Source organism: Streptomyces thermocarboxydus (genome assembly GCF_024760485.1).
GTDB classification, from domain to species: Bacteria; Actinomycetota; Actinomycetes; order Streptomycetales; family Streptomycetaceae; genus Streptomyces; species Streptomyces cellulosae.
In genome coordinates this window covers 5,602,014-5,628,980 of record NZ_CP058273.1, presented here as the reverse complement: position 1 = coordinate 5,628,980, position 26,967 = coordinate 5,602,014, and the positions used below count along the sequence as shown (strand labels likewise).

17 protein-coding genes are annotated in these 26,967 nt (G+C 69.7%); 10 read left to right on the top strand and 7 right to left on the bottom strand.

Annotated elements, in window-relative coordinates:
- The first annotated feature begins 460 nt into the window (after positions 1 to 460).
- Together AY578_RS25830 and AY578_RS25825 are read left to right on the top strand one after the other, a co-directional pair.
- Positions 461 to 4,267, top strand: coding sequence for a GH92 family glycosyl hydrolase (locus AY578_RS25830; protein WP_258905708.1), 3,807 nt, complete (start codon positions 461 to 463; stop codon positions 4,265 to 4,267).
- Positions 4,268 to 4,412: 145 nt separating this feature from the next.
- Positions 4,413 to 6,371: an alpha-glucuronidase gene (locus tag AY578_RS25825; protein ID WP_258905706.1), complete on the top strand. Its 1,959-nt coding sequence runs from the start codon at positions 4,413 to 4,415 to the stop codon at positions 6,369 to 6,371.
- A gap of 14 nt (positions 6,372 to 6,385) precedes the next feature.
- Here the strand turns inward: AY578_RS25825 and AY578_RS25820 are convergent, their stop codons facing one another.
- The 5 genes from AY578_RS25820 to AY578_RS25800 are packed head-to-tail and all read right to left on the bottom strand — an operon-like array spanning position 6,386 to position 12,153.
- Positions 6,386 to 7,069 carry a hypothetical protein gene (locus AY578_RS25820; RefSeq protein WP_019523492.1) on the bottom strand — a complete coding sequence of 228 codons (684 nt, stop codon included), beginning with the start codon at positions 7,067 to 7,069 and terminating at the stop codon, positions 6,386 to 6,388.
- Positions 7,066 to 8,574, bottom strand: a complete 1,509-nt coding sequence (locus AY578_RS25815) for a GH39 family glycosyl hydrolase (RefSeq protein ID WP_258905704.1) — start codon at positions 8,572 to 8,574, stop codon at positions 7,066 to 7,068. Before AY578_RS25815 ends, AY578_RS25820 begins: the two co-directional genes overlap by 4 nt.
- Positions 8,571 to 10,226, bottom strand: a complete 1,656-nt coding sequence (locus AY578_RS25810; protein WP_215188195.1) for an ABC transporter substrate-binding protein — start codon at positions 10,224 to 10,226, stop codon at positions 8,571 to 8,573. The genes AY578_RS25815 and AY578_RS25810 overlap by 4 nt, the downstream gene beginning before the upstream one ends.
- 59 nt (positions 10,227 to 10,285) lie before the next feature.
- On the bottom strand, positions 10,286 to 11,167 hold the full coding sequence (locus AY578_RS25805) for a carbohydrate ABC transporter permease (RefSeq protein ID WP_028961648.1): 882 nt from the start codon (positions 11,165 to 11,167) through the stop codon (positions 10,286 to 10,288).
- Positions 11,161 to 12,153 (bottom strand): ABC transporter permease, encoded by a 993-nt coding sequence (locus AY578_RS25800; protein WP_019523496.1) that lies wholly within the window; start codon positions 12,151 to 12,153, stop codon positions 11,161 to 11,163. Before AY578_RS25800 ends, AY578_RS25805 begins: the two co-directional genes overlap by 7 nt.
- A gap of 254 nt (positions 12,154 to 12,407) precedes the next feature.
- On the opposite strand from AY578_RS25800, the gene AY578_RS25795 reads away from it, so the two are divergent.
- Positions 12,408 to 13,400: an acetylxylan esterase gene (locus tag AY578_RS25795; protein ID WP_215188194.1), complete on the top strand. Its 993-nt coding sequence runs from the start codon at positions 12,408 to 12,410 to the stop codon at positions 13,398 to 13,400.
- A 464-nt stretch (positions 13,401 to 13,864) separates the two neighbouring features.
- On the opposite strand, the gene acnA is transcribed toward AY578_RS25795, so the two are convergent.
- Positions 13,865 to 16,588 (bottom strand): aconitate hydratase AcnA, encoded by a 2,724-nt coding sequence (gene acnA, locus AY578_RS25790; RefSeq protein ID WP_019523498.1) that lies wholly within the window; start codon positions 16,586 to 16,588, stop codon positions 13,865 to 13,867.
- A gap of 454 nt (positions 16,589 to 17,042) precedes the next feature.
- Here acnA and AY578_RS25785 point away from each other — a divergent pair, with 454 nt between their 5' ends.
- Positions 17,043 to 17,246 (top strand): DUF4236 domain-containing protein, encoded by a 204-nt coding sequence (locus tag AY578_RS25785; RefSeq protein WP_078504521.1) that lies wholly within the window; start codon positions 17,043 to 17,045, stop codon positions 17,244 to 17,246.
- 93 nt (positions 17,247 to 17,339) lie between these two features.
- A complete protein-coding gene (locus tag AY578_RS25780; RefSeq protein ID WP_019523500.1) occupies positions 17,340 to 18,869 on the top strand; it encodes a type II toxin-antitoxin system RelB family anti-toxin in 1,530 nt (509 codons plus the stop codon).
- 628 nt (positions 18,870 to 19,497) lie between these two features.
- On the opposite strand, the gene AY578_RS25775 is transcribed toward AY578_RS25780, so the two are convergent.
- A complete protein-coding gene (locus AY578_RS25775) occupies positions 19,498 to 20,295 on the bottom strand; it encodes an 8-oxoguanine DNA glycosylase OGG fold protein (protein WP_136238051.1) in 798 nt (265 codons plus the stop codon).
- Positions 20,296 to 20,534: 239 nt separating this feature from the next.
- On the opposite strand from AY578_RS25775, the gene AY578_RS25770 reads away from it, so the two are divergent.
- The 5 genes from AY578_RS25770 (at position 20,535) to AY578_RS25750 (ending at position 26,937) form a co-directional block, all read left to right on the top strand.
- Positions 20,535 to 21,443 carry a restriction endonuclease gene (locus AY578_RS25770; RefSeq protein WP_136238112.1) on the top strand — a complete coding sequence of 303 codons (909 nt, stop codon included), beginning with the start codon at positions 20,535 to 20,537 and terminating at the stop codon, positions 21,441 to 21,443.
- 500 nt (positions 21,444 to 21,943) lie between these two features.
- Positions 21,944 to 22,639: a TetR/AcrR family transcriptional regulator gene (locus tag AY578_RS25765; protein WP_206310368.1), complete on the top strand. Its 696-nt coding sequence runs from the start codon at positions 21,944 to 21,946 to the stop codon at positions 22,637 to 22,639.
- Between the two features lie 51 nt (positions 22,640 to 22,690).
- The gene (locus AY578_RS25760) at positions 22,691 to 24,214 is read left to right on the top strand and encodes an FAD-dependent oxidoreductase (protein ID WP_136238048.1); all 1,524 of its coding nucleotides are present in this window, start codon (positions 22,691 to 22,693) and stop codon (positions 24,212 to 24,214) included.
- A gap of 168 nt (positions 24,215 to 24,382) precedes the next feature.
- On the top strand, positions 24,383 to 25,600 hold the full coding sequence (locus tag AY578_RS25755) for a pectin acetylesterase-family hydrolase (RefSeq protein ID WP_136238047.1): 1,218 nt from the start codon (positions 24,383 to 24,385) through the stop codon (positions 25,598 to 25,600).
- A 218-nt stretch (positions 25,601 to 25,818) separates the two neighbouring features.
- On the top strand, positions 25,819 to 26,937 hold the full coding sequence (locus tag AY578_RS25750) for a citrate/2-methylcitrate synthase (protein WP_240801015.1): 1,119 nt from the start codon (positions 25,819 to 25,821) through the stop codon (positions 26,935 to 26,937).
- The last annotated feature ends 30 nt before the right edge of the window (positions 26,938 to 26,967 follow it).

Sequence of the window (26,967 nt, the reverse complement as noted above, 5' to 3'; positions counted from 1 at the left end):
CCGGCACAACGGTCGCCGGGGCCGGAGCGGCTGTCGCGCTCCGGCTGACCGGATCGCGGTGGCCCACGCCGGTGGTGGATCCCATGCTCAAGTCCTCGCCTTCTCCAGGACTCAGGCGGTGAACCGGATCTTTCCCGGCACCGCGTTCGGGTCAAGCTGGGTCGTGCAGGAAATGCGGCTGGTACTGGTCGGGTGCGGTGAAGATTGCCCCGGAGTGCCGACAGGTATAGTCCACTTCACGCCGACGGAGCAAGATCGAATGCAAGGTTCCCCATACGTCTTTTCCGAGTTGAGACCTCGCGGAAATAAGAGCCTCGGGCACCTTACGCAACGGAAAAGTCCCCGCCATCGCTTGCGAATGCCACAATCAACCCCTTGACATCACACGCCACTTGACCCACTACTGGTCCTTGCGCACTGCAATTGACAACGTTGTCCAGCGCAGGAAGGGTGCTCGCGCATGCAACAGAGGGTTCGGCACAGATGGGGAACGGCGGTCGTCGCGACGACCGCCTTCGCTTTGGCCGCGGGCTCGCAGGGCGTCGCCGTGGCGCTCCCCGAGGCGCCGCCGAGGACCGACCGGGAGTTCTCCTCGTCGTTCGAGTCCGGGGACCCCGCCCCGGACTGGCTGAACACCGTGGAGACCACGCGCGGCGGCGGCAAGCGCGCCTCCGGCGTGAACGGCGGGTACAGCGCCGGAATCCCCGGCAATGTCACCGACCATGTGACGGAGGTCCGCGCGAGCGCGGAGAACACCGACGGCCGGGAGGTGAAGGAGCACCTCGTCGACAGCCTGTCCAGCACCAAGTGGCTGGCGTTCGAGCCCACCGCCTGGGTGGAGTTCGACTTCGACGCGCCGGTCGAGGTGCAGCGGTACGCGCTCACCTCCGCCAACGACCACGACGAGCGGGACCCGCGCGACTGGGTCCTCAAGGGCTCCGCCGACGGCGAGGACTGGACGACCCTCGACACCCGCGCAGGTGAGACGTTCGAGGAGCGCTTCCAGACCAAGACGTACGCGCTGGAGAAGTCCGTCGTCGGTGAGTACCGGCACTTCCGGCTGGAGATCACCAAGAACGGCAGCGGCAACATAGTGCAGCTCGCCGATGTGCAGTTCGCGGCCGGCGGCGAGGACCAGCCGGTGCCCGAGGACATGCTGTCGCTGGTGGACCGCGGCCCGACCGGCTCCCCGACCGCCAAGGCGCGGGCGGGCTTCACCGGTGTGCGGGCGCTGCGTTACGCGGGCCGGCATCTCGCCGACGGGCGGGCGTACTCGTACAACAAGGTGTTCGACGTCCATGTGAAGGTCGAGCGGGACACCCAGCTGTCCTACCGGGTCTTCCCGTCGATGGCGGACGGCGACCTCGACTACGACGCCACGAACGTCGCCGTCGACCTCGCCTTCACCGACGGCACCTATCTGAGCGACCTGCGCGCCACCGACCAGCACGGCTTCCCGCTCACCCCGCGCGGGCAGGGCGAGTCGAAGGTGCTGTACGTCAACCAGTGGAACAACGTGGTCTCCCGGATCGGCTCGGTGGCCCGCGGCAAGACCGTGGACCGGATCCTGGTGGCGTACGACTCCCCCAAGGGCCCGGCGAAGTTCCGCGGCTGGCTGGACGACGTGGCCCTGAAGGAGGTGCGGCCCGAGCCGCCGAAGGCGCATCTGTCGGACTATGCGGTGACCACCCGCGGCACCAACTCCAGCGGCAGCTTCTCGCGCGGCAACACCTTCCCGGCGACGGCGGTGCCGCACGGTTTCAACTTCTGGACCCCGGTGACCAACGCCGGTTCCAAGAGCTGGCTGTACGAGTACGCGGCGGGCAACAACGACGACAACCTGCCGACGGTCCAGGCGTTCAGCGCGAGCCACGAGCCGAGCCCGTGGATGGGCGACCGGCAGACCTTCCAGGTGATGCCGTCGGCCGCCGAGGGCACCCCGGAGACCGGCCGTGACGCGCGCGAGCTGGCCTTCCGGCACGAGAACGAGACCGCCAGGCCGTACTACTACGGGGTCCGGTTCGAGAACGGCGTGAAGGCCGAGATGGCGCCGACGGACCACGCGGCGATGATGCGCTTCACCTTCCCCGGTGACGACGCGAGCGTGATCTTCGACAACGTCACCGACGAGGCGGGGCTGACGCTGGACAAGGAGGGCTCCTCCTTCACCGCCTTCTCGGACGTCAAGTCCGGTCTGTCCACCGGCGCGACCCGCCTGTTCGTCTACGGCGAGTTCGACAGGAAGGTCACCGGCGGCGACTCCGAGGGCGAGCGCGGCCATCTGAGCTTCGACGCGGGCAAGGACCGCACGGTCACCCTGCGCCTGGCCACCTCGCTGATCAGCGTGGACCAGGCGAAGGACAACCTGCGCCAGGAGATCGGCCGCAAGACCTCGTTCGACGACGTCAAGCGGGACGCACGGAAGCAGTGGGACCGCATCCTCGGCAAGGTCGAGGTCGAGGGCGCCACGACGGACCAGCTGACCACGCTCTACTCCAGCCTGTACCGGCTGTACCTGTACCCGAACTCGGGCTTCGAGAAGGTCGACGGGACGTACAAGTACGCCTCGCCGTTCTCGCGGATGCCGGAGCCGGACACGCCGGCCCACACGGGCGCGAAGATCGTGGACGGCAAGGTGTACGTCAACAACGGCTTCTGGGACACCTACCGGACGACCTGGCCGGCGTACTCCTTCCTCACGCCCACCAAGGCAGGTGAGCTGGTCGACGGGTTCGTGCAGCACTACAAGGACGGCGGCTGGACCTCCCGCTGGTCCTCCCCCGGCTACGCGGACCTGATGACGGGCACCTCCTCGGACGTCGCCTTCGCGGACGCCTACGTCAAGGGCGTCGACACCTTCGACGCGAAGGCCGCGTACGACGCGGCGCTGAAGAACGCCACCGTGGTGCCCCCGTCGTCCGGTGTGGGCCGCAAGGGCATGGCGACCTCGCCGTTCCTCGGCTACACCAGCACCGAGACCCACGAGGGCCTCTCCTGGGCCCTGGAGGGCTACCTCAACGACTACGGCATCGCCAAGATGGGCGAGGCGCTCTACAGGAAGACCGGCGACAAGCGCTACCAGGAGGAGTCGGCGTACTTCCTGAACCGGGCGCAGGACTACGTCAACCTGTTCGACCCCGAGGCCGGCTTCTTCCAGGGCCGTGACCTCAAGGGCGACTGGCGGGTGAAGTCCTCCGCGTACGACCCCCGGGTGTGGGGCTACGACTACACGGAGACCAACGGCTGGGGCTACGCGTTCACCGCCGCGCAGGACAGCCGGGGCCTCGCCAACCTGTACGGCGGGCGCAAGGGCCTCGCCGACAAGCTCGACGAGTACCTCTCCACGCCCGAGACGGCCTCCCCGGACCTCAAGGGCTCCTACGGCGGCGTCATCCACGAGATGATCGAGGCGCGCGACGTCCGCATGGGCATGTACGGCCACTCCAACCAGGTGGCCCACCACGCCCTGTACATGTACGACGCGGCCGGGCAGCCCTGGAAGACGCAGGCGAACGTGCGCGAGGTGCTGTCCCGCCTGTACACGGGCAGCGAGATCGGGCAGGGCTACCACGGCGACGAGGACAACGGCGAGCAGTCCGCCTGGTACCTGTTCTCCTCGCTCGGCTTCTACCCGCTGGTGATGGGCAGCGGCGAGTACGCCATCGGCTCCCCGCTGTTCACCAAGGTCACCGTGCACCTGGAGAACGGCCGCGACCTGGTCGTCAAGGCGCCGAAGAACAGCGCGAAGAACGTGTACGTGCAGGGCCTGAAGGTCAACGGCAAGAAGTGGAACTCCACGGCGCTGCCGCACTCGGCGATCGCCAAGGGGGGCGTGCTCGAGTTCGACATGGGTCCGCGCCCGTCGGCGTGGGGCACCGGCAAGAACGCCGCGCCGGTGTCGATCACCCAGGACGACGAGGTGCCCGCCCCGCGCGAGGACGCGGTGAAGGGCGAGGGCCCGCTGTTCGACAACACCTCGGAGACCAGCGGTGCGGTGACCGAGGTCGAGCTGCCCGTGGAGAAGGCCGCCACGGCGGTGCAGTACACGCTGACCTCCGCTCAGGCCGCCAAGGCGCCCACCGGCTGGGTGCTCCAGGGCTCCGCGGACGGGAAGACGTGGCAGGACGTGGACCGGCGGGCGGACGAGTCCTTCCGCTGGGACAAGCAGACCCGCGTCTTCTCGGTGGCGAAGCCTCAGCCGTACGCGCACTACCGGCTGGTGCTGACCGGTGAGGCGACGCTGGCGGAGGTGGAGCTGCTGAGCTGACCGACGCTCGCCTGGCGGGTCCGGACCTGGTCCGGGCCCGCCTTTCCGTGCCCGCCCTTTCCGTGGCCGCCCTTTCCGTGACCGCGGGGGGATTTCGCGATCACCACGGGTACCTCCGGAGCGCCCTGTGCACGAGAATGGGGCCATGACGGACTCGGGGAACTTCGACGCCGCCTGGCTGCCCGACGCCGCGTTCCGCGCGGTCGGCGCCCGCCGTTCACTCGTCCGGGGCGGCCCCGATCCGCTGAAGGACACGGTGCGCGCCGAACTCGTCGGCGTCTGCGCCCGGTTCGGCGGCGAGGTGGTGCGGGACGGGGACGCGGCGGAGTTGGTCCTCGACCTGACCGGCGAGGACTCGTCCGACGAGGGCTACACGCTCGAGCGCCGTGACGGGGTCACGACGGTGACCGCGTCCGGCGGGCGGGGGCTGCTGTACGGGCTGTTCCACGTGGTGCGGCTCGGCGAGGGCGCCTTCGCCGGGGACCTGGCGTCGCGCACGCACCGCCCGGCCCTCGCCACGCGCATGCTGGACCACTGGGACAACGTGGCCGTGCACCCGGTGATGGGCCAGGTGGAGCGCGGTTACGCGGGCGGCTCCCTGTTCTGGGCGGACGGCGTGGCACGCGGCGACCTCGCCCGGGTGCGGGCGTACGGGAGGCTGCTGGCCGCGTGCGGGATCAACGCCGTCGCCGTCAACAACGTCAACGTGCACGCCACGGAGGCGCGGCTGCTGACCGACCGGATCGGGGACGTGGCCGCGATCGCCGGCGCTCTGCGGCCGTACGGCGTCCGCACGCACCTCTCGGTCAGCTTCGCCGCGCCGATCCTGCTGGGCGGGCTGCCCACCGCCGACCCGCTGGACCCGGCCGTGCGCGCCTGGTGGGCTGCGACGACCGCCCGCGTGTACGAGGCCGTCCCCGACTTCGGCGGGTACGTCGTGAAGGCCGACTCCGAAGGCCAGCCGGGCCCCTTCGCCTACGGCCGCTCGCACGCCGACGGCGCGAACATGCTCGCGGCCGCGCTGGAGCCGCACGGCGGCACGGTGCACTGGCGGGCGTTCGTCTACGACCACCGCCAGGACTGGCGGGACCGCTCGACCGACCGGGCGCGGGCCGCGTACGACCACTTCACGCCGCTGGACGGGGAGTTCGCGGACAACGCGGTGCTCCAGGTGAAGCACGGGCCGATGGACTTCCAGGTGCGTGAGCCGGTCTCGCCGCTGATCGGCGCGATGCCGGACACCCGGCTCGCGGTGGAGCTCCAGGTCACGCAGGAGTACACCGGGCAGCAGAAGCACGCGTGCTGGCTGGGCCCGATGTGGAGCGAGGTGCTGCGGTTCCGCCCGGACGGGGAGGTGCCCGCGGGGCGGCTCGCGGACGGTCTGGTCGCGGTGCCCAACGCCGGCGACGACCGCTTCTGGACCGGGCACCCCCTCGCCCAGGCGAACCTGTACACCTTCGGACGGCTGGCGTGGGACCCGGCGGCGGACCCGCGGTCCGTCCTCGACGAGTGGATCGCGCTGACGCACCCTGGCAGCCCCGGCCGGCTGGCCGAGGGGCTGCACGCGGTCCTGGACGGCTCCTGGGGGACGTACGAGAAGTACACGGCGCCGCTCGGGGTGGGCTTCATGGTGCAGCCGGGCCATCACTACGGGCCGAGCGTGGACGGCTACGAGTACAGCCCCTGGGGCACCTACCACTTCGCCGACCGGGACGGCGTCGGCGTCGACCGCTCCGTGGCGACCGGCACCGGCTACGCGGGCCAGTACGCCGAGCCGTGGGCGAAGCTCTACGAGTCCCCCGGCACCTGCCCCGACGAGCTGCTGCTGTTCTTCCACCACGTCCCGTACGGCCATGTGCTGCACAGCGGGAAGACGGTGATCCAGCACATCTACGACACCCATTTCGAGGGCGTGGAGGAGGCCGAGGAGGCCCGCCGGGTGTGGGCGGGCCTCGCGAACCTGGTGGAGCCGGAGCGGCACGCGCGGGTGGCGGAGCGGTTCGAGGAGCAGCTGCGCAGTGCGCGGGAGTGGCGGGACCAGATCAACAGCTACTTCCTGCGCAAGTCCGGGGTGCCGGACGCGCACGGGCGCACGATCCACTGAGCGCCCGCGCGGCCTCAGGCCGTGAAGTGGTCCCGGGTCTCCTCGACCACCGGGCGGCCGGCGTGCAGCAGCGACAGCAGCAGCGGCGCGGCGAACAGGGCGGGCAGGGCCTCCGTGAGCAGGGCGGTGGCGGCAGCCGTGAGGATCAGCAGGGACAGGGCGCCCAGGGTGGAACGCGGCTGCTTCGCCAGGAAGTACGCGGCGAGGCGAGCGGTGTCCCGGGCGCGGAAGGTGAACAGGGCGGTCAGCACCAGCGCGTGGGCGCCCCACAGCAGGCTTCCCACGCCGATCACGGCGAGCAGGAACGCCCACCAGCCGGGCAGTCCGGTCGCCGGGAAGTGGGTGAGGGTGAACGCGATCACCGTGAGCCAGCCGAGCAGCGGCGCCCACAGCTTCAGCGCGGGCACGGCGTTCATGCGCCAGCCGCGCAGGAAGGCGCTCGACGGGCGGAGTTCGGTGAGGTCGCCGCCGCGGTGGTGCAGGGCGTAGAGGGCCGCGGCGGCGGACGGGCCGAGCGGCAGCAGGCAGAGGGCGGCGAGCGGCAGGTTGGCCGGGTCGGGGGTGACCAGGAAGAGACCGGCGAGGCCCGGCGCCGCGGTGAGCAGCAGCAGGGCCTCGACGGTGACGAGCGTGTGGATCAGGGCGGCGGCCCGGGACAGCGGGCCGGTGCCGAAGGCGTCGGCGCGTACGGTGCTCATGGCGCCTCCCCGCCGAGCAGCCGCCGCTCGTCCCACCAGGGCGGGGTCTCGTCGTCCACGGGGGTCAGCTCGACGAGGGTGACCTCGTGACGGGCCAGGGTGAGGGTGAGGTCCGTCCGGCCGTCCTCGACGGGGAGCCGGGAGTGGCTGCGGGCGGGCTCGGAGGCCTCGTGCAGGATGTCGAGCTGCGCGGGGCGCGGGGAGCGGGGGGAGCCCATGTGCCGCCAGGCGGTGTAGGCGTTGCCGCGCTCCTCGTCGACGGAGGAGCGGCGCACGAACAGCTCGCCGCCCCGCGCGGGGAGGGACAGGCGCAGGGTGTGCCGGTCCGGGCCCGGTGTCCGCCCTGTGGGGTCGACGGGGGCCCAGGCGAGGACGGTGATCCGCCCGTCCGCGTGCCGGGTCACCAAGTGATCGTCACCGCACGCCAGTTGCTCCTCCCCCATCCGCGCCATGAACGCGTACAGGTGGTAGGTGGGTTTGCGGATCTGGCGGTGGGTGAGCAGGCCGAAGCCGCCGTGGAACAGGGCGGTGGGGATGCCGGTCTCCTCGAAGACGTCGCTGAACGTCCAGTAGGAGAAGGAGTCGGCGTGGTCACCGCCCGATGCCACCACGGGGGCGAGGTAGGCGGCGTGGAACGTGGTGTCGTGGATCAGGTTGTCCGGCCGGTAGGAGGAGTTGAACTCCGTGATGTGGACCGGGAGTCCGGCCAGGCGGGTGCCCGCGAGGGCGGCACGCGGCTGGGCGAACTGGTCGAGGAGGGTGCTCGCCGGGGCGAGGGTCTGGTGGGTGCCGAACGGGACGTCCTGCGCGGGCCCGGAGGCGTAGGCGTGCCGGGACACGAAGTCCACGGGCACGTCCCGGCGTTCGGCGAACTCGGCGAACCGCTCCAGCCAGCCGTCGGCGGCCGGGGACAGCGCGGGCCCGCCGACCGCCAGCTCCGCGTCCACCTCCTTCACGGTGTGCGCCGTCGCCTCGTACAGCCGGTGGTAGGCCGCCTCGTCGGCGTCCTGCCAGAACGGGGGCAGGTCCGGCTCGTTCCACACCTCGACGGGCCAGGTGCGCACCTCGTCGAGGCCGTAGCGGTCGATCAGGTGGGTGAGGACCGCGCGCACCAGGCGGGTCCACTCCTTCTCGTCGGCGGGCGGGGTGACGTTGCCCTCCCACCAGAACACCGTCTGCGTGCCCGACGCCATCTCCCGCGGCATGAAGCCGAGTTCGAGGAAGGGGCGGATGCCGGTGGCGAGGAGCGCGTCGAGCACCTGGTCGAGGTAGGTGAACGAGTGGTGGGTGCGGCGGGCGCCCTGCCACTCGTAGGGACGGTGGACGCCCATGCCGTCGCTGAGCAGGCCGTGGCCGCGCAGATGGCGGAAGCCGATGTCGCGCTGGAGGATGGCGAGGGAGTCCTGGTAGTCGCGGCGCAGGGCGAGGTCGAGCCGGCCGGTTCCGACGCAGGCGCGCCAGGCGTCGGACAGCCGGCCGACGGACTCCGCGGGCACGTGGATCACGCGTTCTCCTTCTGGAACCGCTCGTACGCCTGGTTGTGCAGCTCGATGTAGCGGTCCATGTTCTTCGCCTTGAGCTCCTTGACGTAGTCGTCCCACTCGGAGAGGGGGCGTTTGCCGAGGACGAAGCGCAGGGCGTTCTGGGTGACGTGGTCCTTCAGCGGGGTGTCCCAGAGGGTGGCCTGCTCCTGCTCCTCGGCGCGCAGCGGGTGCGGCGGGTCGACGGGCAGCTCCTTGCGGGCGGCCATCACGTCGGTGAACTTCTTCTCGTCCGGGCTGAAGGACGAGGAGACCAGGGCCCAGCTGCCACCGTAGGTGAACACGCCGTTGAAGAAGCCGAAGTCCTTCTGCAGGTCCTTCGGGGCGCCCGGGTCGGAGCCCATGAGGGAGATGCCGGGCTTGAGCCGGTAGCCCGCGCCGGAGCGGGTGAACGTGGTGTTCTCCACGCCCCACTTGCAGAACTCCTGGCCGGCGTCGGAGTACCAGAGCCAGTCCACGAACTGCATCAGGGCGACGAAGTCGTCCCGCTCCAGCGCCTTGCTGGAGATCATCATGCCGTTCTCCAGCCGTCCGCCTCCCATGACGACGGGGCCCGCCGGGCCGAGCGGTACCGGGATCATCTCGATGGTGGCTCCCTTGACCTGCCGCTGGAGGTTGTAGCGGTAGTTCTGCACCAGCTCCTGCGCGTTGGCGCTGATCGCGAAGGACTTCTCCCCCAGCAGCTTCTTCACCGCCTCTTCGTCGGTCTGGGTGAAGCTCTCCGGGTCCATCAGCTTCTCCGCGACCAGCTTGCGCAGGTACTCCACGACCTGGCGGAAGGCGTCGGTGGCGCCGGTGAAGACGAACTTCTCCGCTGTGGCGTCCCAGGTGGTGTTGAGGTACGACCAGCCGGCGCGGACGCCGTGCGCCTGACCGAGGTACTGGAACAGCGCGCCCGCCGGGAACGGGGTGTTGGTGCTCCACCGGTCGGTGAGCGGGTAGCGGTCCGGGTACTCCTCACGGAGCGCCTTCAGGGTCGTGTACACCTCGCCCCAGGTGGTGGGCAGGGCGAGGCCGTGCTTGGTCAGGATGTCGGTGCGGAAGGACAGCGAGTACTGCTGGCGCACCTTCTCGTGCAGGCCGGGGAGCAGGTAGGAGCGGCCGTCGGACTGGCGCAGCGAGTCGACCTCCGGCTGGAGGTTCCATCTCTTCACCTTCTCCTGGAAGTTGGGCATCAGGTCGGTGTACTCGCTGACCGGCAGGATCGCGCCGGAGGAGACGAAGGCGGTCTCCGCGCCCGGGTAGGTCTTGGGGATGAGCAGCGGGGCGTCGCCCGCGCCGATGAGGAGGCTGCGCTTCTTCTCGTAGTCGCTCAGCGGGACCGGGGTGGCGTCCAGGGTGACGCCGGTGCGCCGGGTGAGCTCCTTCCAGAACAGCCAGCTCTTCTTCGACGGGTAGACCGGGTTGTCGTTGTGCAGGACGGTGAAGGTGAGCGGCTCGGTGGCCTTGAACTGCTGTCCGGCACGGTAGTTCTTCATGGCGCCGTCGCGCTTCTTCGACAGGTCCTTGGTGTCCTCGCCGTCGCCGCCGCTGCCGCAGCCGGTGAGGGTGGCGAGGCCGAGGAATCCGGCGGCGGCGAGTATCTGGCGCCGGGAGAGCTGTCCGTTGTTCTGCACGGGGACTCCTGTGACGTGGGGGTGGCCTGGAGGGGGTGGGTGGAGCGCGCCGGCGGCCGTCAGCCCTTGACCGCGCCGAGCATCACGCCGGAGACGAAGTAGCGCTGCACGAACGGGTACACGCAGAGGATCGGCAGCGAGGTGAGCACGATCGTCACCGCCTGGATGTTGGCGTTGACCTGGCTGAGGTTCTCGGTGCCCGCGCCGGCGGCGGTGCCTCCGGTGGCGCCCGCGAGCAGGTTGCGCAGATAGACCGTGACCGGCATCAGCTCGGTGCGGTCCATGTAGAGGAACGCCGAGAACCAGGAGTTCCAGAAGGACACCGAGTAGAACAGCACCATGGTCGCGACGACCGCCTTGGACAGCGGCAGCACGATCCGCAGCAGGATGCCGTAGGCGCTGAGGCCGTCGATCTGCGCGGCCTCCTCCAGCTCCGACGGCAGGCTCTCGAAGAAGGCCTTCATCACCAGCAGGTTGAAGACGCTGATCGCGTTCGGCAGGGCGATGGCCCACACGCTGTTCTTCAGCCCGAGGCTGGTGATCAGGACGTAGTTGGGGATGAGGCCGCCGGTGAAGAACATGGTGAACACGGCGATCCCGACGAGCGCGCCCCGGCCCTTGAGGTGGTGCTTGGACAGGACGTAGGCGTAGCAGGTGGTCAGCACCATGGCGACGGCGGTGGCGACGACCGTGTAGAGGACGGTGTTGCCGTAGTTCCGCCAGAACATCGAGTCGGAGAAGACGATCTCGTAGGTGGTGAGGTTGAAGCCCTTGGGCCACAGCGTCACGTCACCGGCGCGGATCTCCTTCTCGCCGCTGAACGAGCGGGCGACGATGTTCACGAACGGGTACAGCGTGATCAGCACGACCAGGGTGAGGATCACGCCGTTGACGCCCTGGAAGACGCGGTACCCCCGCGAGGGGCGGATGGTGCTCACCACAGGCTCGTCCCCACCGTGCGGCGCGACAGCTGGTTGGCCGAGGTGATCAGCACCAGGCCGATGACCGCCTCGAACAGGCCGATGGCGGCGGCGTAGCTGAAGCTGTTGGACTCCACACCCGTGCGGTAGAGGTAGGTGGAGATCACGTCGGCGGTGGGATACGTCAGCGGGTTGTACAGCAACAGGACCTTCTCGAAACCGACGGCCAGGAACGTGCCGATGTTGAGGATCAGCAGCGTGATCATGGTGGGGCGGATGCCGGGCAGGGTGACGTGCCAGATCTGCCGCCAGCGGTTCGCGCCGTCGATCCGGGCGGCCTCGTACAGGTCCTCGTCGATGGTGGTGAGCGCGGCGAGGTAGAGGATCGTGCCCCAGCCGGCGGTCTGCCAGATCTCGGAGCCGACGTAGATGGTGCGGAACCATTCGGGTTCCTGGATGAACCGGACCGGGTCGTGCCCGAACCAGCCGAGGACATGGTTGACGGGGCCGTCCGTGGCGAGCATCTGCATCGTGATGCCGGCGACGATCACGATGGACAGGAAGTGCGGCAGGTACGACACCGACTGCACGAATCGTTTCAACGACCTGCGGCGGACCTCGTTGAGCAGCAGGGCGAGCACGATCGGGACGGGGAAGCAGAAGACGAGCGTCAGACCGCCGATCCACAGGGTGTTGCGGAAGACCTGCCAGAACGTCGGATCGGACAGGAACATCTCGACGTAGCGCAGGCCCACCCAGTACTCGCCGAAGACCGAGCCGCCCGGCTCGAACCGGCGGAACGCGATCACGTTGCCGAGCATCGGCAGATAGCGGAACACCAGGAAGAACAGCAGCGGCAGCACGGCCAGCGAGTACAGCTGCCAGTCCTTGCGCAGCGCGCGCCGCCAGCCGGTGGGCGAGGGTGACCGGGTGCGCCGCCGTGGCGGGGGCGCCGGAGGCGGCTCCTGGGTGCCCGGAGGCGGAGCCGACGTGGTGGAGCTGCTCATTGCCCGGGCCTCCCGTGCCTCACACAGAACCGAAACTTTCGAGCCCTTCCCGGTAACTCCGCGGCAACTTATGAGCCGCAGTAAGCGCTGTCAATGGGTGGTGCGCAGGCGACTTTTGCTGCGTCACGGCGGCACGGAAGTCCACAACGGACCGGTGTGGGACCGGGCCAAGATCTGTTACCGTCCACCGAAATTTCTTGCGGTACGCCCGCAACGATCGGGGGTGCCGTCCGTCCGAGCCTGCGAGGTGCCGCGTGCCCGCGTTCGACCTGCCCCCGGCCGACCTGGAGCACTACCGCCCGGCCGTCGCCGAACCCGCGGACTTCGACGACTTCTGGACGCGCACGCGGGAGGAGGCGGCGGACGCGGGCGACGCACTGCTCTCCGCAGAGCCGGTGGACAACGGGCTGCGGCTGACGGAGACCTCGGACGTGACGTTCCGCGGGTTCGCGGGCGATCCGGTGCGGGGGTGGTTCAGCCGCCCCGCCGGGGTGAGCGAACCCCTCCCGGCCGTGGTGGAGTTCGCCGGGTACGGGCGCGGCAGGGGTCTCCCCCACGAGCGGCTCACCTGGGTCAACGCCGGGTACGCGCATCTGCTGATGGACAACCGGGGCCAGGGCGACCAGTACGGATGCGGCGGGGACACCCCCGACCCCCACGCCACCGCGCCCGGCGGCCCCGGACCGGCCGCACGCGGGCTGCTCGACCCGCACGACTACCACTACCGCCGGCTGATCACCGACGCTGTGCGGGCAGTGGACGCGGTGCGCGCACTGCCGGGCGTGGACGCCTCCCGGGTCGCGGTGGCGGGCAACAGCCAGGGCGGGGGCGTCGCGCTGGCGGTCGCGGGGCTGGTGCCGGACCTCGCGGCGGTCCTGGTCACGGCACCCTTCCTGTGCGGGATCCGGCGCGCGCTGGACCTCACGGACGCCTCTCCGTACGGCGAGATCAGCGCATACCTCTCGGTGCACCGGGGCGCGGAGGAGGCCGTCCACCACACCCTGTCCTACGTGGAGGGCATCTCCTTCGCCCGCCGCGCCCAGGCGCCCGCGCACTTCGGAGTGGGCCTGCGCGACACGGTGTGTCCGCCGAGCGGGGCGTACGCGGCGTACAACCGGTACGCGGAACTGGCGGGCGGCCAGGAGGAGAAGGTCCTGCACGCCTACCCGTTCAACGGGCATGAGGGCGGGGACGCGCTGCATGTGCGGCGGCAACTGGGATGGTTGCGGGAGGTGTTGGGGGCGTGAGTGCACCAGGTCCGGTGAGGGGGCCCGCGCGGCAGAGCAGCAGGCCGCGCAGTTCGGAGCGGGGCAGCGCGTCGGGGCGGGCGGGGGTGACGGCGCCCACGGTCAGGGCGAGGCCGGCCGCCGGCAAGGCGGCGAGGACGCAGACGAGAACGACGAACAAGGCCCGGTCGCCCTTGCGCCGGGCCGTCCTCGCGCCGGCGCGGTCGCGCGGTGACGTGATCATGACACTCCCGTCCGCGACTGTGGGGGCGGACGAGGTGGCGGCGCCCCGGCGACGGGTTCCGGTCCGCCACGCTCATATATGGGAGCGCTCCCACCTCGTCCGTGGAAGGGACGGTAGCGCCGGGGAGCGGGGATGTAAACGGTTACCGCGCGTATCGGTCATGGAGGCGGGCGCGCACCGGGAACGCCCGAGGGCCGCATCCCACGCGGGGATGCGGCCCTCGACCGATCTGCTGGGGTGCTTACTTGCGGATCAGGCTGCGCAGCACGTACTGCAGGATGCCGCCGTTGCGGTAGTAGTCGGCCTCACCGGGGGTGTCGATGCGGACGACCGCGTCGAACTCGACACCGGTGTCGGTGGTGACCTTCACCGTGCGGGGCGTCGTGCCGTCGTTCAGCTCGGTCACGCCGGTGACGGAGAAGGTCTCCTCGCCGGTCAGACCGAGGGACTCGGCGGTGTGGCCCTCCGGGAACTGCAGCGGCAGGACGCCCATGCCGATGAGGTTCGAACGGTGGATGCGCTCGTAGGACTCGGCGATGACGGCCTTGACACCGAGGAGCGCGGTGCCCTTGGCCGCCCAGTCGCGGGACGAGCCGGAGCCGTACTCCTTGCCGGCCAGGACGACCAGCGGGATGCCGGCGGCCTGGTAGTTCTGCGAGGCGTCGTAGATGAAGGAGACCGGGCCGCCCTCCTGCGTGAAGTCACGCGTGTAGCCGCCCTCGGTGCCCGGCGCGATCTGGTTGCGCAGGCGGATGTTGGCGAACGTACCGCGGATCATGACCTCGTGGTTGCCGCGGCGGGAGCCGTAGCTGTTGAAGTCGCGGCGCTCGATGCCGTGCTCCGTGAGGTACTTGCCGGCCGGGGTGTCGGCCTTGATGGCGCCGGCCGGGGAGATGTGGTCGGTGGTGACCGAGTCGCCCAGCTTGGCCAGCACGCGGGCGCCGGTGATGTCCTCGACCGGGGCCGGCTCCATCTGCATGCCCTCGAAGTACGGGGGCTTGCGGACGTAGGTGGACTCTGCGTCCCACTCGAAGGTGTCACCGGTCGGGATGGGCAGCGCCTGCCACTGGGCGTCGCCGGCGAAGACGTCGGAGTAGGACTTGGAGAACATGTCCTCGCCGATGGCGTTCGCCACGACGTCGTTCACCTCGGCCTCGGAGGGCCAGATGTCCTTCAGGAAGACCGGGTTGTTGTCCTGGTCGTAGCCGAGGGCCTCGCGGGTGATGTCCACCTTCATGGAACCGGCGAGCGCGTAGGCGACCACCAGCGGCGGGGACGCCAGGTAGTTCATCTTGACGTCGGGGTTGATCCGGCCCTCGAAGTTGCGGTTGCCGGACAGCACCGAGGTGACGGCCAGGTCGTGCTCGTTGACGGCCTTGGAGACCTCCTCCGGCAGCGGGCCGGAGTTGCCGATGCAGGTGGTGCAGCCGTAACCGACCAGGTTGAAGCCGACCTTGTCGAGGTACGGGGTCAGGCCCGCCTTCTCGAAGTAGTCGGTGACGACCTTGGAGCCCGGGGCGAGGGTGGTCTTGACCCACGGCTTGCGGGTCAGGCCCTTCTCCACCGCCTTCTTGGCCACCAGCGCGGCGGCGACCATGACGTACGGGTTGGAGGTGTTGGTGCAGGAGGTGATGGCCGCGACCGTCACCGCGCCGTGGTCCAGGGTGTAGGTGGTGCCGTCGGGGGCGGTCACCTCGACCGGGTTGGACGGGACGCCGTTGGAGACGGCCGGGGCGTCGGAGGCCGGGAAGGACTCCTTGATCGCCTCGTCGACGTCGCCGCCGTCCTTGACGTAGGCGCGGACGTCCTGCTCGAACTGCGACTTGGCGTCGGCGAGGACGATGCGGTCCTGCGGGCGCTTCGGGCCGGCGATCGACGGGACGACCGTGGACAGGTCCAGCTCGAGCTTCTCGGAGAAGTCCGGCTCGGCCTTCGGGTCCAGCCAGAGGCCCTGCTCCTTGGCGTACGCCTCGACCAGCGCGACCTGCTGCTCGGAGCGGCCGGTCAGACGCAGGTAGCTCAGCGTCTCGTCGTCGATCGGGAAGATCGCGGCGGTGGAGCCGAACTCCGGCGACATGTTGCCGATGGTGGCGCGGTTCGCGAGGGAGGTGGCGGCGACACCCTCGCCGTAGAACTCGACGAACTTGCCGACGACGCCGTGCTTGCGCAGCATCTCGGTGATCGTGAGCACCAGGTCGGTGGCAGTGGTGCCGGGCTGCAGCTCACCGGTGAGCTTGAAGCCGACGACGCGCGGGATCAGCATGGAGACCGGCTGGCCGAGCATGGCGGCCTCGGCCTCGATGCCGCCGACGCCCCAGCCGAGGACGCCCAGGCCGTTGACCATCGTGGTGTGCGAGTCGGTGCCGACCAGGGTGTCGGGGTACGCCTTGCCGTCGCGGGTCATGACGACGCGGGCCAGGTGCTCGATGTTCACCTGGTGGACGATGCCGGTGCCGGGCGGGACGACCTTGAACTCGTCGAACGCGGTCTGGCCCCAGCGCAGGAACTGGTAGCGCTCGCGGTTGCGGCCGTACTCCAGCTCGACGTTCTGCTTGAAGGCGTCGTTCGTGCCGAACTTGTCGGCGATGACGGAGTGGTCGATGACCAGCTCGGCCGGGGCCAGCGGGTTGATCTTGGCCGGGTCGCCGCCGAGCTCCTTCACGGCCTCACGCATCGTGGCGAGGTCGACGACACAGGGCACGCCGGTGAAGTCCTGCATGATCACGCGGGCCGGCGTGAACTGGATCTCCTGCGACGGCTGCGCCTGGGAGTCCCAGCCGCCCAGGGCGCGGATGTGGTCGGCGGTGATGTTCGCGCCGTCCTCGGTGCGGAGGAGGTTCTCCAGCAGCACCTTCAGGCTGTAGGGAAGGCGCGCGGAGCCCTCGACCTTGTCCAGCCGGAAGATCTCGTACGACTCGTCGCCCACCTGCAGCGTGCTGCGGGCGTCGAAGCTGTTCGCCGACACGACAGTCTCCTTCATTGATGTGCGCGTACCACCGTCAATCGTGCCGCCACGCCGGCTTGGCCGTTCCGGTGAGGTCAGGCTAAGTTAGGTATGCCTAACTCGCGTGGCGACCGCGGTGCGCCTCGGCAGATATCTCGATGTCGAGATAACTCTAGTACACGGGGGCGGAATGGTCATGCCCGGGTTCCGGTGTGGCCCCTGGACGCGCCTTCACTCTTCCCTCCTTTGCTTCCCCCACCCTCCCGCCGGGGGCGGCTCGGCGCCACGGCTGGCGCGGCCGGAGGGCGCCGCACCCGGAAGGCGCCACGTCCCGACGGCGCCCGCCCAGACGGTGCCGCCGCGCCCGGCGGCTGTCACGGGTTGTCATGGCTGCGGCGGACCGGGGTAACCGACTGAGGCACAGTCAGTCATCCAGTCATCGACAAGCCCCAGCGGCCCGACCAGGGAGACGAGGATGCCCCTCACGTTCCGTAAGAGTTTCCGGATCCTTCCGGGGGTGCGGCTGAACATCAACAAGAAGTCGTGGTCCATCACCACCGGAGGCGGGAAGAACGGCCCCCGGTACACACGGAGCAGCACGGGACGACGTACGACATCGATGGATTTGCCCGGACCTTTCGGGTGGAGGCGCACCACCCGCAGCCGCCGGACCAGCTGATGGTCGGGGGACATTGACGTCACATCATCCGACTGTCACCCGAATGGACCCCCCGAAGAGGTGCCATCTCATATCTGAGATAGCCTCAACCCCATGGCAGACGACTACCTCGTACGCATCGGTAAGCTCATCCGTGACGCAAGGCAGCACCGCGGCTGGACACAGACCCAGCTCGCGGAGGCTCTGGGCACCAGCCAGAGCGCGGTCAACCGGATCGAGCGCGGCAACCAGAACATCAGCCTTGAGATGATCGCCCGCATCGGCGAGGCGCTGGACAGTGAGATCGTCTCCCTCGGCTACGCCGGTCCGATGCATCTGCGTGTGGTGGGCGGCCGCCGGCTCTCCGGCGCCATCGACGTGAAGACGAGCAAGAACGCGTGCGTGGCACTGCTGTGCGCCTCACTGCTCAACAGCGGGCGCACGGTGCTGCGCCGCGTCGCTCGCATCGAGGAGGTGTACCGCCTCCTGGAGGTGCTGAACTCCATCGGCGTGCGCACCCGCTGGATCAACGACGGCGTCGACCTGGAGATCGTGCCGCCGGCCGAGCTGGACCTCGCGGCGATCGACGCGGAGGCGGCCCGCCGTACCCGCTCCATCATCATGTTCCTCGGCCCGCTGCTGCACCGCATGGACCGCTTCATGCTGCCGTACGCCGGCGGCTGCGACCTCGGCACCCGCACGGTGGAGCCGCACATGATCGCGCTGCGCCGCTTCGGCCTGGACATCGCCGCGACGGAGGGGCAGTACCACGCGGTGGTCGACCGCGCCGTCGCCCCGGACCGCCCGATCGTGCTGACCGAGCGCGGGGACACGGTCACCGAGAACGCGCTGCTGGCCGCGGCGCGGCACGACGGCACGACCGTCATCCGCAACGCGTCCTCCAACTACATGGTCCAGGACCTGTGCTTCTTCCTGGAGGCGCTGGGCGTCAAGGTCGACGGCATCGGCACGACGACGCTGACCGTGCACGGCGTGCCGAAGATCGACGTGGACGTCGACTACTCCCCCTCCGAGGACCCGGTCGAGGCGATGAGCCTCGTCGCGGCCGCGGTGGTGACGGAGTCGGAGCTGACGGTCCGCCGGGTGCCGATCGAGTTCCTGGAGATCGAGCTGGCGGTCCTGGAGGAGATGGGCCTCGACCACGACCGCACGCCGGAGTACTTCGCGGACAACGGCCGTACCCGGCTGGTGGACCTGACGGTACGGCCCTCCAAGCTGGAGGCGCCGATCGACAAGATCCACCCGATGCCGTTCCCGGGCCTGAACATCGACAACGTGCCGTTCTTCGCGGCGATCGCGGCAGTGGCGCAGGGCCAGACCCTCATCCACGACTGGGTCTACGACAACCGCGCCATCTACCTGACCGACCTCAACCGCCTCGGCGGCCGCCTGCAGTTGCTGGACCCGCACCGCGTCCTGGTCGAGGGCCCGACCCGCTGGCGCGCGGCGGAGATGATGTGCCCGCCGGCCCTGCGCCCGGCCGTCGTCGTCCTCCTCGCCATGATGGCGGCGGAGGGGACGTCGGTGCTGCGGAACGTGTACGTCATCAACCGGGGGTACGAGGACCTGGCGGAGCGGCTGAACTCGATCGGGGCGCAGATCGAGATTTTCCGGGACATCTGAGAGGCGTGGTGTCGTGCCCCTTGGAGGCAAGGGGCACCACACCTCAACACGCCAGTTGACCTGCGAGTACTCACCTTCGCAGCACTCCATTGATCACTGTTGTTTTTCAGCGCCTTGTGCAACGCACGTGCAAGATGATCTTGAATGGTTGACGGTGCGTCAGAGATGTCTGAGCACCCGTCAGCCTTTACGGAGAGTTGTCGTCGAAGTGGCCTAGCAACGTCCGAGGAGCGGCGGTGACCGTGGCGTCCCCCACGTCCCCGTCGGCGAACGGCAAGTGCGGTTCGTGTTGATGCAGTCGCCGCCCACGAAGTAACGGCCCATGGTCAATCCGTACCTGTACTCGTTGGTCGCGGCGATCCGTGCGGCTCGGCCGGACGTCGGTGCAGCCGTCCCGGCGCGGCAGCCCGCCAGGCGTCCTGCTGAGGCGGGCCGGACACCTACCCCGACATAGCCACGGCCCCGATCTGCGGGTTCCGGCGCTTGATCCCCTACACCACCTGGCGGGACCATTTCCAAGGTGGGCGGTCATCGTCTGCTGACGTCCGACGCCTCGGCACTTGGCGGCGGCCGTTGGACAAGCACCTGAACCAAGCGGGCACCCGAAGGTGAACCCCCGGCGATATGGTTACTCCGGGTCCCAGACGGCACTGAAAAGTGCCAGCTCGAGCACGTCCGGGGTTGTGGGCCAGTCGATCGACGCGGCCGCGAGTCGCTCGTTGGCGGCGTACATCCACCGGAGGTAGACGTCGTAACGGTGGGAACTCCAGCCGCTGTCGCGCCAGATCCACTTGGCGACCGCCTCGGACCACTCGTAGCCAACCGCACGTCCAACCTTCGTGGCGTGCCTGCGCAGGACCCCGGCGAGCACGCTGTCGAGGATCAGGGGACGCGGGCCCTTCACGTCTGACAGCGCCTGGCCCGCGAAGTAGAGGAATTTGGTGAGGAACGCCGGCCCGAGGCCATCGAGAGTGTGCAGCACCTCGTAGGCTGCGACCGCGCCCTCGTCGACGAGCAGAGACACCGCCTCGGTGAGGACGGCCTCAGCGCTGGGCTGGGCGAGCACCTGACGAGTGCGGTACGGGCCGTAGCCCGTAACACCGTAGCCCCACACCTGCGTGGCCACGAACGCCTCTGCCCAGCTCTCGGACTGCTCCGCGGCCCGGACCGCGGCCACGACCTCGGCTCGGCTCACCGAGGCCGAATCGGCCGCCGCCCGGTCGGCGAAGGTGGTGGGCCAGGGCGTTACGGCCACCCAGGTGGATGGCGCGTACGGGATGGTGTGAGGGCCACTTCCGTTCGCGTACCGCTGGCCGCGCTGGGAGTCGGCTAGCCACTGCCCCAGTGACTCCACCGCGCTTGTCGGCAGCAGCAATTCGAGCATCGTCTCATCGAGCTTGTCCGCCTGCCTCTGGTCGTACCTCATGGCTGTCGTCGCCCCCCATCTCCTCATGTGACGCGTCATAGTGGCATGTAGCGGTGACCGAGGCGCCACGCCGACCCTCGACTGCTGGCTTTGCACCGCTTCCCGCTACTGCGGTCACCACGACACCGCATACCATGGGGCAGCTCGGCGCCGGCCTGCTATTCCTCTGTCAGGTGTGCGTTCTGCTCTGCCTTGCGCAGTGATCTGCCGAGCCGGGAGCGAGGGGGAACGTGGCCGAGATGCCGCCAAGAGCTGTGACGCCGCAGCCGATGCAGATTTCGTCGTGGCAGCAGGCCGAGCTCAACGCCGCCCGCTGGATGCGCCACTGGGGCTATACCGATGCCACCGCACGCCCAGGCGGCCCGGACTCAGGCATCGATGTCCGCGCTACCGGCGCACTGGGACAGGTCAAGTACCAGGCCGCCCAGGTCGGGCGTCCGGAACTGCAACGCTTCGTGGGAGCGCGCCCGTACGGATCGACCGCACAGCTGATCTTCTTCACCGGCAGCGATTACGCACCCACCGCCGTGGCCTACGCCCAGGAGTGGAACATCGCGCTCTTCAGGTATCACCTGGACGGCGCGATGAAGCCAGTCAACGACGCGGCACGCCGCATCCACCGCTCCTCCGCATCCACCGTGCCCATAACGGCTCGGAACCCCGAAACGGCCGAACTACAGACGTTCTGGCGGCGAAACTGGCGTGTGGTCGCGGGTGTTTGTCTCCTCATGGCACCGCTGGGCTCGATCGGAGACGACAAGACCTACACCGGCCCGCTCGCCCTGGACGTCCTGAAGTTCATAGGCATCCTCCTGGCGTGCTGGTCGCTCGGCACGTTCCTGATAGCCGCACGGTTCGGCATCCGCGTCTACCTCCAGATCCGGCCCTTCCGGGCGGCCGTCGTTTCCCGGCCAGAAACAGGCCCGGTGACAACGATGGGCAGGACTCGTGTGCCACATCCCACGCACGACCGCGCCACAGCGGCCTCCACAACCCAGCAGGATGGCCTGGTGGCTGAGGCCGCACGTCTGCTCCGTACCGGCAGCAAGCAGCACCACGTCGACAAGATCCTTAGAGATCGCGGTGTCGGATTCATGGATCGAGGCCGCATCCTTACCGAAGCCAAGAAGCTCAACAAACGCTCCTGAGGATCGGCCTCACTCCGTTACGCAGGGTCTTTCAGAAGTGCCGAGGTGGGTGGTTCGCCTGCTGTGCACTGGATGTGACAGCTTGTCGACTTCTGTCGGCGGCGACCCTGGACGTAGAACAGGCATGGCCGTTGGTGATCATGTGGGCGTCGAGTCTGTATGAGCACCGAGCGAGTCCATGCCTGCGCACCCAACCTCATCCGCCCGCCCCATGCCACCACTGTCCGCCTCGCCCTGGCCGCAGCGGACGGCGACGCACTCGACCGCGCCATCGGCGACTTCCTCCAGGAACGCAAGGCCCAGGACCCAACCCTGGGGCGCGCGCCGCCGCACCCCGTCCGACCTGCTGCTCAGCGGGACCCGGAGGGGTGCGGCGGCATCTCTGGGTCTTTTGCGCAGCACCTGACACGACCCTCCGAGCTGGATCGATGCGGTCGCACACCCAACTTGGTACGCAGCACCAAGTTGGTGCAGCGTACTAAATATGTCATCATGGAGGCATGACGATGCCAACGCGCCGCCCAGGGCGTCGTAATCAGGTGCTTTCCAGGGACCGGATCCTCGCCACCGCCATCGAGCTGCTGGACGGGGGAGGCGAGAGCGCCCTGACCGTACGGGCCCTCACCGAGCGCCTGTCGACGGGGGCAGGGGCGATCGCGTATCACGTGGGCAAGCGCGACGATCTGCTGGACGCGGCGACCCAGACGGTGGTGACGGCGGCGCTGGCCGCGGCGCCCGCTCCCGCGGCGTCCACGCCGACCGAGGAGATCCGCGTGGCCGCCCTGGCCCTGTTCGACGCGATCACTGCTCACCCGTGGCTGGCCACGCGACTGACCCTGCAGATAATCCGCAACCCGGCCGGCGTGGTCACGGTCGGCATCTTCGAGCGCATCGGCCGGCAGGTGCAGGCACTCGGTGTGCCACAGGAGCGCTGGTTCGACGCGGCCTCCACGCTCGTGCACTACATCCTCGGCGCGGTCAGCCAGAAGGCCCGCATCGAAGGAGACACCTCCGGCATCGACGGCGACGTCGACCGCGAGGAGCACTTGGACGCGGCCTCGGCGGGCTGGCAGCAACTCTCACCCGAGGCCTATCCGTTCCTGCACGCCGTCGTCGGTCAGATGAGGGATCACGACGACCGCGAACAGTTCCTCACGGGCATCGCCGTCATTCTCGACGGCCTCGCCCGTCTGTGATGACGCTCCGGCGGTGCGGGCCGGCCAAGGTCTTGAGAAAGGACACCTCCCATGCATGACGTCATCGTCGCGGGGGCCGGCCCGGTCGGGCTGTTGGCCGCCGACGAGCTGGCCCTGTCGGGCTGCTCCGTCCTCGTCCTCGAGCGGGACCGGGAACCGCACCCGCCGCTAGGGGAACTGCCCTTGGGGCTGCGGGGCCTGAACGCCGGATCCGCCGAGACGTTCTACCGCCGCGGACTGCTGGACGCAGCCATGAAGGCGTCCGGCGCCGATCCGCGGAAGGTCGGCGCGGATCCGGACGCTGTCGAAGTGCCCGATCCGCGGCAGCTCAGCCACTTCGCGGGCATGACGCTGGACCCGGCCGACATCGACACCACCGTCCTGCCGCGCCGGCTGCCCGGCCCGGTGATGGAAGGGTTCATGACCAGCCTGGCCGCGGTCACCACCGTGCTGGCCGAGAGGGCTTCCGCGCTGGGCGTGGAGATCGTCCGCGACGCCCCGGTCACCGCGGTAGGCCAGGACGACGAAGGCGTCGTCGTCACCGCGGCCGGCCGGCAGTACCGCGCGCGGTACCTCGTGGGCTGCGACGGCGGCCGCAGCGCGGTGCGCCGGCTGGCCGGGTTCGACTTCGTCGGCACCGGCCCCCTGTTCACCGGCTACGTCGCCGAGGTCACCTTCGCCGGCCCCGACCGGTTACCCATGGGCTACAACCTGACCGGGACCGGCATGTTCCTGCGCACGCCCTTCGAGGGGTACCTGGGCATGCTGGACTTCGACGGCGGCGCCTTCGACCGCTCCGGGCCGCTGACCCGCGAACACCTGCAGAGCGTGCTGCGCCGTGTCTCCGGCACCGACGTGACCCTGGACGACGTGCACCACGCCTCCAGCTTCACCGACCGCGCCATGCAGGTGACGAGCTACCGCAACGGCCGCGTCCTGCTCGCCGGCGACGCCGCCCACATCCACTCACCACTGGGCGGCCAGGGACTCAACCTCGGTGTCGGCGACGCGATGAACCTCGGCTGGAAGCTCGCCGCCACCCTGCACGGCACCGCGCCCGAGGGCCTCCTCGACACCTACACCACCGAGCGCCACCCCGTCGGCGCCGCCGTCCTGGACTGGTCCCGCGCTCAGGTGGCGACCATGGCCCCGGGCCCCCACGCCCCCGCCTTGCGCCGGCTGGTCCACGACCTGATGCGCACCACCGACGGCACCACGCACGTCCACCGCCGCACCTCCGGCCTGTTCCACCGCTACGACCTGGGCGAAAACCACCCACTGGCCGGCAGCAGCGCCCCGGACTTCTGCTTCGAGGACGGCACCCGGCTCGGAGAGCTCCTGCAGACGGGCCACGGCGTCGCGCTGGACTTCACCGCCGATCAGGCACTGCGACCCACGGCGCAGCAGTGGCAGGGCCGCATCCGGTACGCCACCGGCCCCGTACGTGACAGCCTCGGCTTCAGCGCCCTCCTCGTGCGCCCGGACGGCATCGTGGCCTGGGCCCGCGAGAGCATCCCCGACGCCGCGGAGTTCGAGAACGCGGCCACCCGCTGGTTCGGCGCCGCGCACCGGTAGAGACCACGGCATATCCCGCACACGCACTGCCGGTACAGGCCGAACCGGCGCCCGCCCTTGGCGAGTGGGGCCCAGCCCTGGTCGAGGAGGCATAAGCCCGCCCCCCCGGATGCCCTGTCACGACCTCACCGAGCACGCACTCCGACGACACAGACAGGCAGTGAACGCATGAAAGCAGCGAAGTGGGCCGTGGCCGCAGTCATCTGCGCAGCGGTCGCCCTCGGCCTCTGGACGAACGCGGCGGCGACCGCGGCGGTGATCGGTGCCGTACTCGTTCTGGGATTCCTCTACGTGTACTTCATCTTCTTCGGCCGTCCGAGCCACGCGGCCGGCATCGACGAGGTCGCGGACGCCAAATGGCACACCGTCGACCTGGGGAAGGCAACCGTGAGCGCCGACGGCTCCGCGTACGCGATGTTCTTCCGGCGCGGCACGTCCAGCAACCTCGTGATCCACTTCTCCGGTGGCGGAGCCTGCTGGGACGGCAGAACCGCCGCCCTTCCGATCCGTCCCCTCGGCCTCGTGCGCGGCTACACGCGAGATCTGCGGATGTTCTACTTCAACTCGCTGACCCGGCTGTTCCCCGCCGGGCTCGTCGGAATGGCCGGCCGCCGCAACACCGCCAATGCCTTCCGTGACTGGAACTTCGTCTTCGTCCCCTACAGCACCGGGGACCTGCACGTCGGCGACACCGTCACCACCTACCGTCACAACGGCACGGCCATCGAGGTCCGCCACAACGGGCGCACCAATGTGACGGCCGTGCTCGAATGGGTCTACGCCAACTTCCCGGAGGCCGACAAGGTTCTCGTCTCCGGCGAAAGCGCCGGCGCATGGGCCTCGGCCTTCTACGCACCGCAGATCGCCGACCGCTACACGGACTCGAAGGTCTACTGCCTCTCGGACGGCGTCGGACTCGTCTCCGAGCGCTGGCGCGACATCGTGGACACGACCTGGCAGGCCGACAGCGCGAAGACCCTGGGCTTCGACATAGGCACCGACCTCTACGAGGACGCGCTCCTTCACCGCTGCGACGCCGTCACCCGCACCATCAAGTACCTGCACGCCAACACGCTCTACGACGACACCCTCACTCGCTTCGGCGCCGCACTGAACCACACGTCGACCGAGACCGCGGCGTTCATCGACGACTGGGCGGCCCAGACCAAGGCATCGATCGCACGCCTCGACCGATCCGGCCTCCACTACAACTTCTTCCTCACCGACTGGGGCCACAACCCGAGGAAGCACACCACCGAACACACCCTGACGACCAACAAGTTGTACAACACGTGCACGGCCGACGACGTCCTCTACTCCACATGGCTCAAGCGCAACGTCGTCGACGACGAGGACCTCTCCCTCGGGCAGGGGCTGCTTTCCTGAAGGACACCACGGCGCCGGCGCGTCCGGCCAGGCCGCCATCGCCGCGTCCACCACGTGCTCCAGTGTGTCCAGCGTCGCCCCGTCGACGGCGGCTGGTTCATTCCCTGGATGACCGCCGCGTAGAAGGCGGCCAGTCCCTCACCGTCCAGGGCCGGGGGTCCGGCCGGCGTCGACGTCGGCTCTCGTGACTGCGGCGCCGCGTGCCTCATCATCGTGGGGTGCGCAGTCCCTGGATGACGTCCGAGCAGGCCGCCGAGGCCCTGGGGGTACGGCTGTCCACGCTGTACGCCTATGTGTCGCGCGGTGTCGTCGCGCGGGAGGTGACGACGGGGCCGGGAGGGCAGCGGGTATCACGGTTCCGGCGGGACGACGTGCTGGCGCTGGCCCGGGCGCGGAGCCGGCCGCGCGCGGGCGCCATGCCACTGATCGAGTCCGAGGTCACCCAGCTCGACGCGTCCGGCCGCCTCGCCTTCCGTGAGGTCGACGTGTCGGACTGCGCGGACCGGGGGTTCGAGTGGACGGCGTGCCATGTGCTCGGGCTGTCCGACGCCATGTGGAGCAGCACGGCCTGTGACGAGCCTGGGCCCGGTGAGGCGGCGGGTGCGGACGCCGTGCGCTGGACCGTGATGCGGTGCGCCGCGCGGGACGAACGCCGTGACTCTCTCCAACCCGAGCATTGCCGGGACGTCGCCGTCACCGCCGTCGCCGTCTCGGTCGCGGCGCTGACCGGCGCGCAGGACGGCACCGTCGCCCAGCGGCTCGCTCGCGCCTGGACGCCCGCGTCCGCCGGCGGCGCGTGGTTCGAGAGCGTCACCCGCGCCCTCGACGTGGCGCTGAGCGTGCTGGTGGACCACGAACTCACCGCCTCGACACTGGCCGCCCGGACCGCCGCCGGCGTCGGCGCCGACCCGTGGATGGTGCTCCTCACCGGGCTGGCCGCGATGAGCGGCCGCGCCCAGGCGGGGGCGAGCCGTGCCGCCACGGCCGCCCTGCGGACGTGGATCTCCACGCGCACGGTGCCCGATGCCCCGGTTCCGGGGTTCGGGCACAAGGTGTACGTCGGTCCCGATCCCCGTGCGGCCCCGCTCCTGGAGCGTGTCGCCGCCGTGTCCCCCGAAACGGCCGACGCGGTCGACGAGTTCGCCGTGCGGGTGGCACGTGAGTACAGCGTGTACCCGAACATCGACGTCGCTCTGGCCGCGCTGACGCTTGCCGCGGACCTGCCGGCCGACGCCGGGGAGGTCGTCTTCACCCTCGCCCGGATTCCCGGCCTCATGGCGCACGCCCTGGAGGAGTACCCGCACGGGCTGCGGTTGCGGCCCCGCGCCCTGGCGTGACGTGTCGGGCGGGCCCTGGCTGGCCCCACA

Bases quoted from the DNA above. Each gene is read 5' to 3' on its own strand.
- AY578_RS25830 (WP_258905708.1), top strand. From the start codon at position 461: ATGCAACAGAGGGTTCGGCACAGATGGGGAACGGCGGTCGTCGCGACG.
- AY578_RS25825 (WP_258905706.1), top strand. From the start codon at position 4,413: ATGACGGACTCGGGGAACTTCGACGCCGCCTGGCTGCCCGACGCCGCG.
- AY578_RS25820 (WP_019523492.1), bottom strand. From the start codon at position 7,069: ATGAGCACCGTACGCGCCGACGCCTTCGGCACCGGCCCGCTGTCCCGG.
- AY578_RS25800 (WP_019523496.1), bottom strand. From the start codon at position 12,153: ATGAGCAGCTCCACCACGTCGGCTCCGCCTCCGGGCACCCAGGAGCCG.
- AY578_RS25785 (WP_078504521.1), top strand. From the start codon at position 17,043: ATGCCCCTCACGTTCCGTAAGAGTTTCCGGATCCTTCCGGGGGTGCGG.
- AY578_RS25780 (WP_019523500.1), top strand. From the start codon at position 17,340: ATGGCAGACGACTACCTCGTACGCATCGGTAAGCTCATCCGTGACGCA.
- AY578_RS25775 (WP_136238051.1), bottom strand. From the start codon at position 20,295: ATGAGGTACGACCAGAGGCAGGCGGACAAGCTCGATGAGACGATGCTC.
- AY578_RS25770 (WP_136238112.1), top strand. From the start codon at position 20,535: ATGCCGCCAAGAGCTGTGACGCCGCAGCCGATGCAGATTTCGTCGTGG.
- AY578_RS25765 (WP_206310368.1), top strand. From the start codon at position 21,944: ATGACGATGCCAACGCGCCGCCCAGGGCGTCGTAATCAGGTGCTTTCC.
- AY578_RS25760 (WP_136238048.1), top strand. From the start codon at position 22,691: ATGCATGACGTCATCGTCGCGGGGGCCGGCCCGGTCGGGCTGTTGGCC.
- AY578_RS25755 (WP_136238047.1), top strand. From the start codon at position 24,383: ATGAAAGCAGCGAAGTGGGCCGTGGCCGCAGTCATCTGCGCAGCGGTC.